Raw genomic sequence first — 16,721 nt, 5'->3', positions numbered from 1 at the left:
CTGTACTTCACCTGGAGAACCATGAACAAGGTCACTTCCATCGCCTCCGTCCTTCTTGCGACCTCTCTTCCCCTCTGGCCGGGGTCAGCCTCTGCCCGGGCTGCCGAGATCACCCCGGAAGGGCGCGACTATTTTGAAGCGCATATTCGCCCGGTGCTGGTAGCGGAGTGCTATGACTGCCATGCGGGCAGCAAGAAGAAGGGCGGGCTGGTGGTGGACTCCCGGGAGGGTCTTCACAAGGGCGGGGAGAACGGCCCGTCGTTGATCCCCGGTGATGCTCAAAACAGCCTGCTGATTCAGACGCTGGCGCACACTCACAAGGATCCGGACCTGCACATGCCCAAAGACGGCGCAAAGCTGGATGCGTCTGCCCTCAAACACTTTGTGGAATGGGTGAACATGGGCGCGCCGGATCCCCGTGAGAAGCCCGCGGTGGCGGAAGGGGCTCAACCGGTGTCGTGGGAGCAGATCTTTGCTCTGCGTAAGCAATGGTGGAGTTTTCAGCCAGTCAACCGCCACGTGGTGCCCCCGGCAGGGGCGGCCGGGCATCCGGTGGACCGGTTCATTCAGGCCCGGCTCGCAGAGCATGGCCTGCAGCCAGCGCCGACCGCGGACCGCCGCCTGTTGATCCGTCGCCTCAGCTTTGCCCTCACGGGACTGCCTCCCAAGCCGGAGGAGGTGGAGAAGTTTGTGGCTGACACCTCGCCGGATGCCTGGGGGCGACTGATCGATTATTACCTTGAGCTGCCCTCTTTCGGTGAAACTTGGGCGCGTCACTGGATGGACCTCATGCGCTATGCCGAGACCCACGGCAGTGAGGGGGATCCGGCCATCCCGGGTGCCTGGATGTACCGGGACTATCTGGTTCGTGCCTTCAACTCGGACCTGCCCTACCGCCGGCTCGTGCAGGAGCACATTGCGGGTGATCTTCTAGAACCCCGCTGGAATGAAGCGCAGGGCGTAAATGAGGCGCTGCTGGGTGCCGCCAATCTCCGGCTCATGGAGCACGGTTTCCAGCCGGTGGACTCGTTGGATGAACAGGTGAAGACGGTGGACAACCAGATCGATGTGCTCTCCAAGACCTTTCTGGGATTGACGGTGAGTTGTGCGCGCTGCCACGATCACAAGTTTGATGCCATCAGCCAGAAGGACTTTTACGCTCTGTACGGCATCCTCGCCAGCACGCGCCCGGCGCAGGTCGTGCTGGATCCTCCTGCCAAGCTCGATGTGCACCGTGAGGAGCTGACCCGGCTGAAGGGCCAGATCAAGGCTGAGCTGGCGGAGTTGTGGCTGAAGTCCGCAGAGACGCTGCCGGCCCAGTTGCTCAATCCGGCCGGTCTGGAAGGCAATGCTGGAGCTCGAGGAGAAATAGAGGCCGCGCTCGCGGATCTAAGATCACGTGCCCGCGCCGTTGCCCTGGCACGAAAAGGGAGCGTGGTGAAGGATTCCCGAGTTCCGGACCCGATGGCCTGTTGGAACTTTGAAGGGGATGCCCACGACCAGATCGGCGGACTGGATGGGGAACTGGTGGGCGGTGCGGTGGTGCGCAATGGCCGGCTCGTGCTCAACGGACAGGACGCTTATGTCAGAACGGCCCCGCTGGGAAAAGCCATCCGGGCCAGATCGCTGGAGGCCTGGGTCCGTCTCGACAACACCGAACAGCGAGGCGGGGGGGTGGTCTCGATCGAATCCGAAAGAGGAGATGTGTTTGATGGGATCGTCTTCGGTGAGAAAGAGCCCCGGGAATGGATCTCGGGAAGTGATTTCCACCGCCGCACGAAGGATGTGGGCGGTCCTGTGGAGATGGCTCCCAAGGACCAGTTCGTGCACCTCGCGATCACGTACGGTGCCGACAATCTCGTGACGCTTTACCGCAACGGTGTGCCCTACGGCCAGCCCTACAAGGCAGAAGCGGAGATTCAGACTTATGGTCCCGGTGGCGCTCACCTTCTGCTGGGCAAGCGGCATCTGGGAGGTGGGAACTCTCTGCTGGCTGGGGAGATCGACGAAGCCCGCCTCTATGATCGGGCGTTGTCGCCCGCAGAAGTGGCCGCTTCTTTCCTGGCTGGCACCATTGCCGTGCCTGAAGAAGAACTCCAGGCAGCCATGTCGGATGAGGAGAGGTCGGAGTTCGAGAGGCTTAGGAAGGCCCTCAAGCTCGCAGAGAAGGAGGATGAGGAGAACCCAACCCGCAATGCTTGGAGGGATGCGCTCTCCAGTGCGGCGAAGAATGCGAGCGACGCCCTCTATCCCTTGTCAAAGCTGAAGGACCGCCAAGGAAAGTCATTTAACAAGGTCTGGAGCGACCTGGCCGCTGCCTGGTCCCAGGATCTGGATGAGCGCCGCCGCTTCAATGCGGAGAATTTCACTGCCCTCTGGGACGTGTCCCAAGGGGATGACTACTCCCGCTGGTTCCGGAAAGGGACAGGCCTGCCGACCCAGCCTGCGCGGGCAGGGGAGTTCATGGTGCAGGTCGATGGGGATGCGGTGGTGAACGGGTTGCTGCCTGCCGGGGTATATAGTTCCCTGTCGTCCGCCCGCCACGCGGGCCTGCTGGTGTCTCCTTTCTTCAAGATGGATGCGGAGGCCCTCAGTCTGCAGCTCACGGGTGATGAAGGGGGCGGTGTGCGCGTCATGGTGGACAACTACCCTCTAGGAAACAATAACACCTACCCGCAGTATCGTCCGGCTGCTGAGCCCCTGCGCTGGCTCAAGCTGGACACCAGCTACCGGAAGGGGGCGCAGGCGTACGTGGAACTCGGCACGCGGGATGACTCAACCCGCCCGCAACCCCCGACCACCCAGGCTCCCAAGAAAGGTCAAAAGCTAAAAGAGCACGACGGACGTTCATGGTTCGGCGTGGCGGGCATCGTCCTCAACAAACCGGGGGTGAATGATCCGCCCAGGGAACTGCCGCTGGCTTTGACGGGCATCTTTGGGCAGCCCGCTCCCGCAGATGCTCATGGGCTGGCTCAACTCATGGGCAGATCTCTGGAAGACGCAGTCGTCGCCTGGAAAGAGGATCGCATCAGTCCCGAGCAGATGGCCTATCTGAATGACTTTGTGCGCCGGGGCCTGTTACCGGTGACGGTCGAGGCATCTCCCAAACTGGCGGAGCTGGTGCGGCAGTATCGCAAGCTGGAGGCGGAGGTGCCCGTTCCTCAGCGTGCCCCGGGGCCGGTAGAGGCAGATGGCTACAATGCAGCGTTGATGGTTCGTGGAGATCACCTCAAACTGGCAGATCCGGTGCCGCGCGGGTTTTTGAGCGCCCTGGGCGGCGCGAATTGTGAGGAGCCGGGAAGCGGTCGCCGTCACCTCGCCGCGGCCATGACTCATCAGGAGAACCCGCTGCTTGACCGCGTTATGGTCAACCGCATCTGGTACTGGCTCTTCGGCCAGGGGCTCGTGGGGACGGTGGACAATTTCGGCCGCCTCGGCGACAAGCCGACTCATCCGGAACTGCTGGACTATCTGGCGACACGGTTCGAGGAAGAGGGCGGTTCGGTCAAACAAATGATCCGCTTCCTCCTCGCCTCGCAGACCTGGCAGCAGAGCAGCGAGGCCCCGGCGGAAACCGTGAAACGAGACGCTGCAAACCAGTGGTTCAGCCGCGCCAGGGTTCGTCGTCTGGAGGCGGAGATGATCCGCGATGCCATGCTCCGGGTTTCCGGAGCATTGAATGAAACCCTTTACGGCGAGCCGGTGGGCGATGCCCAAAAGCGTCGCAGCCTCTACCTGCGCGAACGCCGGACCGCTCCCCATGCCTTCCTGGAGGTGTTTGACCGGCCCAAGCCCACCACCACGCGCGGTCAGCGCGATGCCACCAACATCCCCGCCCAGAGTCTGACCATGATGAACGACCGCTTCGTCATCGATCTGGCCCTCGTCTGGTCCCGTCAGATGGCCCGACCCGAAGCCGGAGCAACCCTGGAAGCCAAGGTCACCGCTGTGTACAACACCGCCCTGGGGCGCCCGCCCACGCAGGAGGAACAGTGGGTGGCGAAAGATTACTTCGCTGGAGAGGACACTGAAGCGGTGTGGAAGGACTACCTGCAGGCGGTCTTTGCTCTGAAGGAGTTCATTTATCTGAGATAGCCCGGCAACTCATTCATTCCTCTGTGCCTCTGTGGTTTAACCTTCATCTCCTCTAACCCCTGATGTCCCCACAACTCTTCTCCCGTCGTCAGATGCTCGCCCGTGCCTCGACGGGGTTTGGCATGACGGCTCTCTCGGCGCTCATGGCGGAACGCAGTTACGCGGGGCTGGCGGATCCCTTTGCCGCCCGCCCTTCCGGCTACCGGCCCAAGGTGAAGAGCATCATCTTTGCCTACATGAGCGGCGGGGTCTCGCATGTGGACTCCTTTGATCCGAAGCCGGAGCTCGCCAAGCGTCATGGCCAGCCCATGCCGGTGCCGGTGAAGCCTACGATGTTCAACAACAACGGGAACATCATGGCAAGCCCGTTTGAGTTCAAGCGCTATGGCCAGAGCGGCATTCCTGTGAGCAGCATGTTCCCCTGCATCGGGGAGTGTGCGGATGATCTGGCGGTGATCCGCTCCATGACCAGCAAGGTCAACGAGCACGCCCAGGGCAACTATTTCTTCCATTGCACCCAGCCTTTCAGCGGATTCCCCAGTGCAGGGGCGTGGTTCACCTACGGTCTGGGCAGTGAAGCCAACGACCTGCCGGGATTTGTGGTCCTCAGCCATGGCAATGTGCCCCATGGTGGCGTGGGCCTGTTTGGCAGCGGATTCCTGCCTGCGGTGAACCAGGCCTCCTTTATCAATCCCGATGCGGATGAGCCGCTCAGCAACATCAAACCCCGGGAACTGGACGCCGCCCAGCGCCGTCGCCTTGGCCTCATCAGCAAGCTGGACCACCGGTTCCTGGAAACGACCCAGCAGGATGCGCAGGTGGAGGCGGCCATCCGCAACTACGAGATGGCCTATCGCATGCAGAGTGCGGTGCCAGGGCTGTGCGACCTTTCCGATGAGTCCGAAGCGACGAAGAAATTATACGGTCTGGATTCTGCCGACAAGGAAAAATCCGGCTATGCCAAGCAGTGCCTGCTCGCCCGCCGTCTGGTGGAGCGCGGCGTGAGGTTCATCGAACTTACCTGCCTCAACAAGGGCATTGGCGCGGGCAACGCACCCAACCCCTGGGATCAGCACGGCAAGATCTTTGAAGGTCACGGGGCCATGGCCTATCAAGTGGACCAGCCTCTGGCCGGCCTCATCAAGGACCTCAAATCGCGAGGGCTGTTCGATGAAACGCTCATCATCTGGGCAGGCGAGTTCGGCCGCACACCGTTTTCCCAGGGCAGCGATGGCCGGGATCACAATCCGTACGGCTTCAGCATCTGGCTTGCAGGTGGTGGGGTCAGAGGCGGCACGATCTATGGAGCAACTGATGAACTTGGCTATCACGCCGTCGAAAACGTCACCAGCGTGTACGACCTGTGGGCGACGGTTCTCCACCTCGCCGGCTTTGATCACGAAAAACTTCGCTACCGCTTCGGCGGTCGCGACTACCGGCTCACAGATGTGCATGGCCGGGTGATTCGGGAGGTGTTGGTGTGAAGTGAAAAGTTGAGAGTGAAAAGTGAAAAGTGTAGGGCAGCTCGCGCTGGACTTTTCACTTTTCACTCTTTTACTTTTCACTTCCTCGCGACTTGAGTTCATCGAGAGCGCCCAAGGTGTCCCGAATCGTCCACCCCGCCACTTCCCATGTCCATCACCACCCGCCGGGGAGACTCCGGAGAAACCGACCTTCTCTTTGGATGTCGTGTAAAAAAGAGCTATCCACGCATTGATGTGATCGGGTGTGTCGATGAACTGAATGCGGCTTTGGGGCTGGTACGAGTGACGGGGAAGACGGACTATTCGACCCGTGAGGTGCACAAGATCCAGCTCACACTCATCGCTCTGATGGGCGAACTGGCAACTCCCCCCGGGGAAGAAGAGCGCTATGCGGCCAGCCATCCTCAGCGGGTGAACGCAGATTCCGTGGACTATCTGGATGTGCTGGTCAGCGATCTGGAAATGGCCGGGGCGTTGAAGTTCCATGGCTGGGCGCTGCCCGGGGCCGCAGGATCGTTGGGGGGAGCTCACGCGGATGTGGCCCGCACGGTCTGTAGGCGGGCAGAACGCTGTGTGGTGCTGCTGGAGGGCACCCCTGAGGCCGTGCCGAATGCGGACATTGTGCGCTACCTGAACCGTCTCTCAGATGTGCTGTGGCTTATCGCCCGGGTTGAAGAAAAAGGAAGTAGCGGGGCGGAAGCGGCTGCCTCAGGCCAGGCTTGAGCATGATGTCTCCGCTTTCCCTTTCCTATTGGATCGATCAGGAAGACTCCGCCATCACACCAGATGTCGCGCAGTCGGTGGCGGACCGGGTTTTCAGGAGAGATTTCCGTGAACCGGGATTCTGTGTGGTGGTTTTTCCGCAATGCACTGAATCTTTGGGGCTGCGCCAACACATGGTCACCTTGAAGGAGGCTCTTTCACGCCTTTACGGGCAACAGTTTGGCGAGCCGCTGGAGTATGTCTCCATGGGACGGTTTGACCAGCAGAACACCACGCGGCTGCATCTGGATGGAGCACCAGCCCGCTCGTTCTTGATGCTGGGTTATGAGCCAACCTCTGTGCGGAGCGAGTTTTGCATCGCCGACTACAGCCGTTGTGCCGAGGGCAGGGGACTCACGCCGCAGGAATTTCTGGCGGAGCACAACCCGATGATGTCTGGCCAGGAGAAGCTGCTCGCCGACGATCTCACCCTTCTGGAAGACTGGCAGGAACATCGGCCCCGCATCGTTGTGGTAAACAACTGTTCGACCGCTCCCGGCGATCCTTGCCACACCCCTGGGGTGCTGCACGGGGCTCGCATTTTAACGCCCAACCCCGGAGCGACCCGGGTCATTAACTCGACGATGATCGTTCCGCGATCCCTTGCCTCTGGGGCCACCCTTTCTTCATCGGTCGTGCAAGCGTTCCTCCACACGCAAGAGACCGCAGGGGAAATCCACCGCTGACCCCCCCCGGGGCACAGTTCAACAGATTGGAGTTCTGGTTGAGCCATTTCGTGCTCTCGATGGTCAAAAACGCTGGAGCCCGCCACCCTGGTGGGCGGCAGGTAGCAATGAGGAGCCGGAATGGGGATCACGTTCTGGTGCTGAAAACTTGAAAGTTGAAACTGAAATTCTCCCAACCCGCTTCTATGGTGTTTTGCGCATTCGCCACGCGCTCACATGTCTTCCGCACGATATCTTTTGATCCAGCTCAAGCGCATCGGTGACTTCATCCTCACCGCGCCAGCTGTGCAGGCGTTGCGGGCGGCCCGCCCTCATGCGGAGATCGTGCTGCTCGTGCCCATGCAGGTTACGGCCCTCGCTGAATGTGTGCCGGGGGTTGACAGGATCATCCCCTACCGGTCAGGAAGGGCGAATCTGGAGACTTGGGGCTCTGCTCTGGCCGGGGAGTGGGAGGCGGTGCTGGATTTCACAGGCACTGATCGCGCTGCGCTGATCGTTCAGCTCTCCCGGGCTGTTCATCGCCTCGGGTATGCGAAGTTCGCGGGTCATCGGCTGCGTCGCATGGCCTACACGCACCTGAGCGAGGCTTCAGTAAGGGACCTCCATACCGTGGACTTTCATCTGGCGCTGGTGAATGAACTCCTGGGCCAGCTGGGCGAGCATGCCCCTGACCCGGCGACGCATCCGGAACCTGGCCCCGCCCTGATCACTGCTCATGCCCTGCGGGAAAGCATGCGGAGCAGGCTGGCAGATCTGGGCGTGCCACGCGACGCCCGCTACGCCATCATTCACCCAGGAACCGCCCGGGAAGAAAAGTTCTGGCTGGATGACCGCTGGGCAGAAGTGGCTGCCCATTTGCATGACGGACACGGTTTGCATGTGCTGCTGACCGGTTCGGGTGACGGCCTGGAAAAGAGCCACTTGGCTCGTTTAAAAACTGCCCTCCGCACGCCCGTGGTTGACCTCACCGGCAGTTGCTCGCTTCTGGAAACGGCAGCACTCATCGCCGGAAGCCAGGTGATTGTGGGTGTGGACAGCATGGCCATGCACCTCTCTGCCTTGCAGCACCGGCCCCAAGTGGCCCTGTTCGGTCCCACCAATCCCTTCCACTGGCGCGCGCGCCATGAGCACTCTGTGGTGCTCACTCCAGCTGGGGAGTTGCCTCAAAAGGTGTTCAAGCCCAAGGCTAAAGGGGGAGAAATGGCTGCAATTTCCGCCCGGGCGGTGCTTCAGGCGGTGGATACGCTTATCTCTTGATTACGCGGAGGGAGGGGCGATGCTCAACTCCCTGGCTCCCCGGAGGCAGTGAGACTGCAACTTCCCCGATGTCCGATTCTCACAAGATCAGCCGCAAACAGCTTTCCCAAATGAGCACACGCGAAGTGATTCGCGTTGCGACCAAGGCCTACGGCAAGCTTTTCAGTTACATGAAGCCCTACCGAGGGAGGTTCCTGGCGGGAGCATTCTTCGGGATCATCTCTGGCTTGTTCAACGCCGTGATGATTATTGGGTTCCAAATCATCTTCTCTGTGGTGCTCCCCGGAGAGGCGATGGAGAAGCCTCATATTCCCTTCATGGGCCAGGTGGATCCTGCAAAGTGGGTCAGTCACTGGTTCCCAGACAAGGTGGACGGTTCCCAGCCCAATATAGAGATGCTGGCTGCCACGGGCCTCCCCATCATGGTGGGTGTGCCGGAAGAGCAGCCCCAGGAGATCCCCCTGATCGTCTTCTTCGCCGCACTCATCCCGCTGCTCATTTTTATACGGGGCATGCTGACCTACTTCTCCAACTACTGTCTGATGTGGGTGGGAAACCGGGTGCTCTACGATCTGCGAAACGAGGTGTTTGCCTCGCTGCTCCGGCAGTCTTTGAGTTTCTACACCCATGCGAAAGTGGGTGACCTCATTCAGGTGGTGTTCAACCAGGCCCGCGTGGCCCAGCAGAACGTTGTGACGCTCTCGCAGGACCTGGTGCAGCGTCCTGCGGCCATCCTCGCCATTTTCGCCGCATTGCTTTACTACGACTGGTTCTTCACAGTCGCCTCCCTCATCGTGTTTCCTCTCTGCATCGGGCCGGTGATGGCGGTCGGGCGCAAGGTGCGCAAGGCGGGTGCCAAGGAAGAGGAGGAGGCTGGCATGCTCATGGTTACCATGCATGAGACCTTTGCTGGCATCCGCGTGGTGAAGTCCCATGCCCGTGAAGACTATGAGATGTCCAAGTTCAAGCGTGCGGCCCTGCGCATGCAGGAACTGATCATCCGTTGGACGAAGGCGCTGGAAATCGTGGGCCCCATTGTGGAGACGACCGCCTCCCTGGGGCTTGCTGCGGGCCTGGTTTATGCCTCCCAGCGTGGCATGGGGGCCAAGGAGTTCCTCGTCATCGCGATGGCGCTGACCCAGATTTATCCGCATGCCAAGGCCCTCAGCCGCATCCAGCTCCTCATGCAGAAAACGGTAGTGGCTACGAGCAGTCTCTTCGAGATCATGGAGAGAGAGCCGGATATCAAGGACGCTCCCGATGCCAAAAAGCTCAAGAACGCCAAGGGTGCCCTGAGTTTCCACGACGTCTCCTTCACCTATCGGGCCCAGGAGAAGAAGGCTTCTCCGTACGCCTACGTGCCGACACCCGAGGAGGTCGAAAAGAAGAAAAAGAAGAAGAAGACCAAGCTTCACAAGGTCAAGGAGGGGGAACTCCAGCCTGCCGTGCAGGGAGTCAATCTCGAGTTGGAGCCCGGTCAGTTCTATGCCCTGGTCGGTCCCAGTGGCGCTGGCAAGAGCACGTTGTTCTCCCTGCTTTTGCGCTTCTATGATCCCGACACCGGGTCCATCTGCCTGGATGGCCACGACCTGCGCTCGGTGACTCAGGAATCCCTGCGCAACAACGTCAGTGTGGTGAGCCAGGACACCTTCCTCTTCCACGACACCATTGAGGCCAACATCCGCTATGGCCGTCTGAACGCCACCGACACCGAGATCATTGAGGCGGCCAAGAAGGCCCACGTGCACGACTTTGTGCAGGATCAGGAGCATGGCTACCACACGATCGTGGGTGACAGCGGGAACAAGCTTTCCGGTGGTCAGAAACAGCGCATCTCCATCGCTCGCGCCATCCTGCGCAATGCCCCGATTCTCCTTTTGGATGAGGCCACGGCGGCGCTGGATACCGAGAGCGAGAAGATCATCCAGGAGGCCATTGAGACCCTGGCCAAGGGGAAGACCGTTATCGCCATCGCCCACCGTCTCTCCACCGTGCTGGAGGCCGACAAGATCGTGGTCATGGACAAAGGTTACGTGTTGGATGTTGGGCCGCATCACGACCTGCTCCAGCGCTGCGAGCTCTACCAGCGCCTCTATCACCTGCAGTTCCGCAGTGGCAATGTGGACCCCAGTCATGCGGTGGAAGACGTGAACCTAGACGAGCCCTACGAAAGTGAGGTTCTTGAAGCCGCGGCAAACTGATCCTGCCTGACCGCCGTCTCTTTGGGGGGTAGCCCCCGACGGCAAGATTCTTGTCCCAATCCGGGCGACGGGTGCCATTAAAGCTCTCGTCGCCCTTTTTCATGCCCGCGAACCGGGTTGGGAAAAGAGCCGGGGGCGTGTTCTCCTTCAGAGCCATTCCCTCCATGTGCGCAGGAAATTCCAGTCCCAGAACCGTCGTCCGCTCCATTCCCGAGCAGCCTCGTTTAGGATGGGGCCGGGCGGCTATGTTGTCTCTTTGGAATCTACTGAACTAATAGTGCTGCGAAATCCGTAAAATGTGTCCGGCAAGTGCCGGAGTCTTCCTTACTCAAGTTCATGAAACCCACGTTGTTCACCACACTGCTCACCCTGGCGATGGCCGGAGGGCTGCATGCCCAGGCACCCGCCCGGCTGGAACTCAAGCCCGGCGATCACATCAGCATCCTAGGCAATACGCTCGCAGATCGCATGCAGCACTTTGGCTGGCTGGAGACACTGATTTACAGCCGGTTCAAAGAGGACAATCTTGTGATGCGCAACCTCTCGTTCGGCGGTGATGAGGTGAACACCTGGCACCGCGTGGACAACTTTGGCACACGGGATGAGTGGCTGGGCAAGACGGGTACGGATGTGATCCTGGCTTTCTACGGCTTCAACGAGTCGTTTAAAGGGTATGAAGGCATCGACGCATTCAAGAAGAACCTGGAAAAGTTCCTCAAGGATGCCAAGGCTCAGAACTACAGTGGCAAGGGATCGCCTCGGATTGTGCTGGTATCTCCCATCGCTGCGGAGAAGCAGGCTGATCCCAACGTGCCCGATCCGGGTGAGAACAACACGAACATCCAGAACTACACGGCAGCCATGTCTGAAGTGGCGGCTGCGGAAGGCGTCCAGTTCGTGGATCTCTACAAGATCTCCCAGAAGCTTTATGCGGAGTCCAAGAGCCCGCTCACGTTCAACGGCATCCACCTGAAGGACGAGGGTTACAGGGCGCTCGCTCCTGCGTTCTTTGAGGCGCTCTTTGGAGAAAAAGCACCAGCTCTGGATGGATTGGAAAAGCTGCGTGCAGCCGTGGTGGACCGCAACGAAGCCTGGCACAATCGCTACCGCACGGTGGACGGCTACAATGTGTATGGTGGCCGTTCTGCCCTCGCCTACCAGCCGGGCAAAGGAGGGTTCATCAGTGATCGCAACGCTCCTGCCCCTTACGTCTCCAACTACAAGGTGATGCAGGAGGAGATGAGTGTGCGTGACGTGATGACCGCGAACCGGGACAAGGTCATCTGGGCGCTCGCCAAGGGCCAGGACGCAAAGGTGGACGACTCCAACCTGCCGTCTGTGACGCCAGTGACGACCAACAAGCCCGGTGATCTGCCGGACGGCAAGCACACCTTCCTGAGCGGTGAGGAATCAATCAGCAAGATGAAGATGCCTCCGGGCATCAAGGTTCAGCTCTTTGCGGATGAAAAAATGTTCCCGGAGCTGGTCAAGCCCGTGCAGATGGCCTTCGACACCAAGGGCCGCCTCTGGGTGGCCGTCTGGCCGAATTACCCTGAGCGGACGCCCACCAGCCCAAAGGGAGACAGCCTGCTTGTCTTTGAAGACACCAACCATGATGGCAAGGCGGACAAGTGCACCCCCTTCCTGGACAATCTGAATTGCCCCACGGGGTTCCAGTTTTACAAGGACGGCGTGCTGGTGATGAAGTCTCCGGATCTGCTCTTCGTCCGTGACACGGACGGTGACGGCCGCGGCGACAAGACGGAGCGTGTGCTCACTGGCCTCTGCGCCTCCGACTCGCACCACGAAACCAACTCCATGTGCTATGAGCCCGGCGGTGCTGTGTATTGTTCAGATGGGGTGTTCCACCGCACCCAACTGGAGACCGCAGCCGGTCCGGTGCGCAACTCAGATGGGGCCATCTATCGTTACGAACCCCAGACTGGGAAGTTCGAGCGCTACGCCGCCTACGGCTTCGCCAACCCACATGGTCGCGTGTTCGACTACTGGGGCAACGACATCATCACGGATGCCACCGGGAATGCCAACTACTACGGCCCTGGTTTCAGCGGATTCCTGAGCGAAGGCAAACACTCCAACTACCAGCAGTTCTGGAACCGCCCGTCCCGCCCCTGCGCTGGCACGACCATCCTGAGCAGCCGCCATTTCCCAGAGGGGTTCAAGGATAATTTCCTGAACCTCAATGTTATCAGCATTCAGGGCATCTTCCGTGTGAAGGTGACTGAGGAAGGCTCCGGGTTGAAGGGCGAGAACATCGAGTATGACTGGAACGGCGAGAAGCTCACCACGCTGGTGGAGACCTCTCCGAAGGACAATGAGAAGTTCCGCCCGAGTGCGGCGGCTGTGGCACCCGATGGCTCCCTGTTCTTCAGTGATTGGAGCAACTCGATCATCGGTCACATGCAGCACCACCTGCGTGACCCCAACCGCGACAACATCCATGGCCGCATTTACCGGGTGACTTACGAAGGCCGTCCGCTGCTGGAGCCCAAGAAGATCGATGGCGAGCCGGTGGAGAAGCTGCTCGACCTCCTCAAAGAGCCGGAGAACGACGTGCGGACCCGCACCAAGATCGAGCTGCACAAACACGCCACGGCAGAGGTCATCGCTGCGACCCAGAAGTGGGTGAAGCAGTTCGACCCAAACAAAGTGGAGGATGCCCACCACATTCTCGAAGGTCTGTGGGTGCACCAGTGGCACAATGTGGTGAACCCAGAATTGATCGCCACCGTTTTGAAGTCACCAGAACCCCGTGCGCGAGCCCAGGCTGTGCGTGTGGTGTGCTACCAGCGTGATCGCATTCCGAACGCTCTGGCACTACTGAAGGCTGCCGCCAACGATCCCAGCCCCCGTGTGCGGCTGGAAGCGGTGCGCGCTGCCAGCTTCTTCAATGGTCCAGATGTTCCCAAGGCGCTTGAAGTTGCCTATGACGTCCTCAAGCATGATACTGACTACTACCTCGACTACTGTGTGAAGGAGACCCTCCGTCAGCTACAGTCGCTCTCCAAGGAGAAGGTGTTGCCAGCAGAGCCTGCGGTGCTTGCGGCCCTCATCACGCGCATGGATGACAAGGAACTCGAAGCTCAGCCGGAGGTGGAAGCGGTGTTGGTGGCGAAGCTTCAGCGCAAGAGTTACGACCTTGCCAAGCGTGACCGGTTCCTGAAAGAGCTGGCCCGCCTTCGCAATTCGGATCCGGTGGCGGAACTCGTCACAGCGATCAAGACGCTGGATGGCAAGGATGGTGCAGACGCGGCAGTCGCGACTGAACTCGGCAAGATGCTGGTGGCCACCCCGGCGGCCCGGTTGGAAAAGGTGATCCCGCAGGTCACGGAGCTTGCTAAAAACGCACGCATGCCTGCCGTGAGTCGTGCAGCGTGGGCGACTCTGATCATGAAGGATCGCAAAGCAGATGATGTCTGGGCAGCCTCGGCTGACGGGAAGTCACGCCTCGCGGTGGTCTCAGGGCTTGCTCTGGTGACGGATCCGGCAGTGCGTGCCGCCTTCTATCCTCAACTCACGGCCTTGCTGGCCGATGTCAAAACTAAAGGCCCGGTGCGTAAAGCCGCCATCCTGGCCCTCCCATTGACGGGGGCTCAGAATGCTGAGGCGAGCTTCAAGGTGCTGGCGAACGAGTTGAAGGAAGGTCGTGAGCGGGCGGCCGTGGCGGGGGCGATGATGCAACTGCCCCGGACCAGTTGGGACAAGGCTTCCGCCGGGGATCTCGCCCAAGGGGTGCTGAACTATGCAAAATCGGTGGATGCCAAACGGCGCGCAGATCAGGACTTTGTGGAGCTGAACCAGCTCGGCATGGAGCTTGCTTCGCTCGCAGGGAACAGCGGCTTGCGCAAAGAATTGCGCAGTCTCGGTGTGAGTGTCTTCGTCATCAAGACGGTGCATGAGCAGCTGCGCTTCGACACCCAGCGCATCGTCGTGGAGAAGGGCAAGCCGTTCGAGATTCTCTTTGAGAACACGGACGTGATGCCCCACAACCTGGTGGTGGTGGAGCCGGATCAGCATCTGAACATCGGCATGGCTGCCATGACGATGTCCCCGAACGACAAAGACAAGAAGGGACGCGCTTATCTGCCCAAGAACTTCAAAATCCTGGACGCCACTCACATGCTGGAACCTGGCCAGAAGGAGAAGCTACAACTCAAGGCTCCTGACAAGGAGGGCAACTATGAGTTCGTTTGCACCTTCCCTGGCCATGCCATGATCATGTGGGGCCAGGTGGTGGTAACGGGTGATGTAGAAGGCTATCTTCAGGCCAATCCCGTGCCTCATCTGCCAATGGCCACCATGCCGGCGGCGCCTCCGGTGAAGTAAATCAGGTCGATCAGTCGATCGCGCACCAGGGGAGGAGATGGCAGCGGCCGTTTCCTCCCCTCGTCATTTCATCTCGGTCTCAGCTTAGCTGTCGCGCATGCTCAGCGCCGGAGGTTCGCTCGGCCAGGGCCAGGAGCACATCGGTCTTTGTCAGCAGTCCGAGATATTCCCTGCCTGCAGGCCCATCACCTTCGACCGGCAGGCATTCGCCATCGTGCCGGGCGAATGCCTCCAGTGCAACGGTGAGGGAGTCGTGAGCGTCGAGTACCCGTGCAGGCGGAGTACAGATATCCTCTGCCAGAATCAAAGATTCCAGTTCCGGGCTGTTCAGGTGATTCTTGAGATCGTGCAGCCGGATGATGCCCCGTATCTGACGGGACAGATTCAGGACTGGCAATTCCGTGATGCTGGACCGGGAAAAGCATCGGACGACCTGGGCGAAAGGGGTGCTTTCCATGACCTCCATCTGGTGGGTCCTCACCAGTTGCCCGATGTTGATCCGGTGCCATGGCGGGAGGGACGACTGTGCGGCCTTCCGAGCCAGAGAATCACTATAAATGGAAACCGGATTCAAACTGCAACTGATGCCGTGAGCCACAACGCAGGCGAGCATGAGAGGGAGCACCAAGGGATAGTCCAAGGTCATCTCAAACACCATCAATATGGCGGTCACAGGTGCATGTGTGGTGGCAGCGAGAAACGCTCCCATGCCCACGATGGCCAAGGCACCGGCAGGAACGGCCAGCCCAGGAAAAGCGGCATGGATAGCGACGTGACAAATCTGGCCCAGCGCCGCACCAAGAAACAAGGTGGGGGTAAACACGCCTCCCACGGCCCCTGAGGAGAATGTAGTGACTGTTGCCGTGAGTTTGAGCAGCGCGTAAACGACCAGCAACCCCAGCTCTGGTGGGGCGTGCAGCATGTCATTGAGTAGATGAGACCCATTCCCGCACACTTGGGGATGCCAGGCTGCCAGAAGGCCCACCATGAATCCTCCGACGGCAAGACGCAGAGGAACGGGCCACTCTGCGATCACAAACAAGCGGGTGCCCCAGCGCAGGACAACGAGAAACAACGGTCCGACTGCCCCTGCTGCGATCCCCACCCCAAGGTGCGCCGGAAGGGCTGTGGCTCCACCAGCATTGAGCACCTCCACCTGGTAAAGGGCTGCCTCGCCAAAGACGTGCCGCACGGTCGCGGTGGCCACCACGGAGGAGAACAGCAGCGGGCCCAGCGTTTCAAATGCCAGGGTCCCCAGCACCACCTCTGCGACGAACATTGCGCCTGTCAGAGGGGCATTGTAAGCGGAAGCGATGCCCGCGGCTGCTCCGCATGCCACCAGAAGCCGGCGTTGTGCCATGCCAGACTTCCAAAGGCGGCCCAGAGTGGACGCCGCCATGGCAGCCAGCTGGACCAGAGGCCCTTCCCGGCCTATGGAGGCACCGGACGCGATTGAAACCAGTGCGGAAAGTGATTTCATCAAACTGGCGCGGATGGGGATGTTCCCGTCGCCCAACGCGATCGCCTCCATGTAGTCTGTGGTAGATTCCTGGCGTTTCCACCGAGTGCCCCACTGAAGGACGAAGCCGGCCATCAGTCCCCCCATGGTCAGCAGCAGCAGGCGCTGCCACGACGGCAGTGCCGACATCGCTTCCATGATCGACCCTCCATGCCCGGTGGTCAGATGATTCAGCCAGGTTATCGCATGGCGGAACCCTATTGAAATAACGGCCGCCAAAATGCCAACGAGGACCGCTGCAATCAAGGGAGGGGCCTGTCTGAGGACGTGCTGTGATCTTCCCAAGAACCAGCGGAGTCGGAGCAGCGACCGCTCTGCCCGGCTCACGGCTGAAGGATGCTTTGCTGACATCGACACGGGTTCATTGATG

Annotated in this window: 8 protein-coding genes; 7 read left to right on the top strand and 1 reads right to left on the bottom strand. The window is 60.3% G+C overall.

The window, feature by feature from the left end; genetic code table 11:
- Positions 1-21: 21 nt before the first annotated feature.
- From VSP_RS39880 to VSP_RS22870, 7 genes are all read left to right on the top strand, one after another.
- Entirely contained in the window at positions 22-4,095 is a 4,074-nt protein-coding gene (locus tag VSP_RS39880; RefSeq protein ID WP_009963617.1) for a DUF1553 domain-containing protein, read from the top strand.
- 62 nt (positions 4,096-4,157) lie between these two features.
- Positions 4,158-5,579, top strand: coding sequence for a DUF1501 domain-containing protein (locus tag VSP_RS22895; protein ID WP_009963616.1), 1,422 nt, complete (start codon positions 4,158-4,160; stop codon positions 5,577-5,579).
- Positions 5,580-5,726: 147 nt separating this feature from the next.
- A complete protein-coding gene (locus VSP_RS22890) occupies positions 5,727-6,302 on the top strand; it encodes a cob(I)yrinic acid a,c-diamide adenosyltransferase (protein ID WP_009963615.1) in 576 nt (191 codons plus the stop codon).
- A 2-nt stretch (positions 6,303-6,304) separates the two neighbouring features.
- Entirely contained in the window at positions 6,305-7,027 is a 723-nt protein-coding gene (locus tag VSP_RS39875) for a hypothetical protein (protein WP_053332373.1), read from the top strand.
- A 216-nt stretch (positions 7,028-7,243) separates the two neighbouring features.
- On the top strand, positions 7,244-8,284 hold the full coding sequence (locus VSP_RS22880) for a glycosyltransferase family 9 protein (RefSeq protein WP_009963613.1): 1,041 nt from the start codon (positions 7,244-7,246) through the stop codon (positions 8,282-8,284).
- Between the two features lie 110 nt (positions 8,285-8,394).
- Positions 8,395-10,485 carry an ABC transporter ATP-binding protein gene (locus tag VSP_RS39870; RefSeq protein ID WP_198141217.1) on the top strand — a complete coding sequence of 697 codons (2,091 nt, stop codon included), beginning with the start codon at positions 8,395-8,397 and terminating at the stop codon, positions 10,483-10,485.
- Positions 10,486-10,821: 336 nt separating this feature from the next.
- Positions 10,822-14,832 (top strand): PVC-type heme-binding CxxCH protein, encoded by a 4,011-nt coding sequence (locus tag VSP_RS22870; RefSeq protein WP_009963611.1) that lies wholly within the window; start codon positions 10,822-10,824, stop codon positions 14,830-14,832.
- A gap of 79 nt (positions 14,833-14,911) precedes the next feature.
- Here VSP_RS22870 and VSP_RS36905 read toward each other — a convergent pair whose 3' ends face one another.
- Complete coding sequence (locus tag VSP_RS36905) at positions 14,912-16,702, bottom strand: ClcB-like voltage-gated chloride channel protein (RefSeq protein WP_044134787.1); 1,791 nt, start codon at positions 16,700-16,702, stop codon at positions 14,912-14,914.
- Positions 16,703-16,721: the final 19 nt, after the last annotated feature.

The organism is Verrucomicrobium spinosum DSM 4136 = JCM 18804, from assembly GCF_000172155.1.
In the GTDB taxonomy this organism is placed as follows: Bacteria; Verrucomicrobiota; Verrucomicrobiia; order Verrucomicrobiales; family Verrucomicrobiaceae; genus Verrucomicrobium; species Verrucomicrobium spinosum.
Note: the sequence above shows the minus strand (reverse complement) of the source record. Positions and strands in the feature narration are given on the sequence as shown.

What these genes read in the sequence shown, in the direction of transcription:
- VSP_RS39880 (WP_009963617.1), top strand. Translation starts at nt 22, where the DNA reads ATGAACAAGGTCACTTCCATCGCCTCCGTCCTTCTTGCGACCTCTCTT.
- VSP_RS22895 (WP_009963616.1), top strand. Translation starts at nt 4,158, where the DNA reads ATGTCCCCACAACTCTTCTCCCGTCGTCAGATGCTCGCCCGTGCCTCG.
- VSP_RS22890 (WP_009963615.1), top strand. Translation starts at nt 5,727, where the DNA reads ATGTCCATCACCACCCGCCGGGGAGACTCCGGAGAAACCGACCTTCTC.
- VSP_RS39875 (WP_053332373.1), top strand. Translation starts at nt 6,305, where the DNA reads ATGATGTCTCCGCTTTCCCTTTCCTATTGGATCGATCAGGAAGACTCC.
- VSP_RS22880 (WP_009963613.1), top strand. Translation starts at nt 7,244, where the DNA reads ATGTCTTCCGCACGATATCTTTTGATCCAGCTCAAGCGCATCGGTGAC.
- VSP_RS39870 (WP_198141217.1), top strand. Translation starts at nt 8,395, where the DNA reads ATGAGCACACGCGAAGTGATTCGCGTTGCGACCAAGGCCTACGGCAAG.
- VSP_RS22870 (WP_009963611.1), top strand. Translation starts at nt 10,822, where the DNA reads ATGAAACCCACGTTGTTCACCACACTGCTCACCCTGGCGATGGCCGGA.
- VSP_RS36905 (WP_044134787.1), bottom strand. Translation starts at nt 16,702, where the DNA reads ATGTCAGCAAAGCATCCTTCAGCCGTGAGCCGGGCAGAGCGGTCGCTG.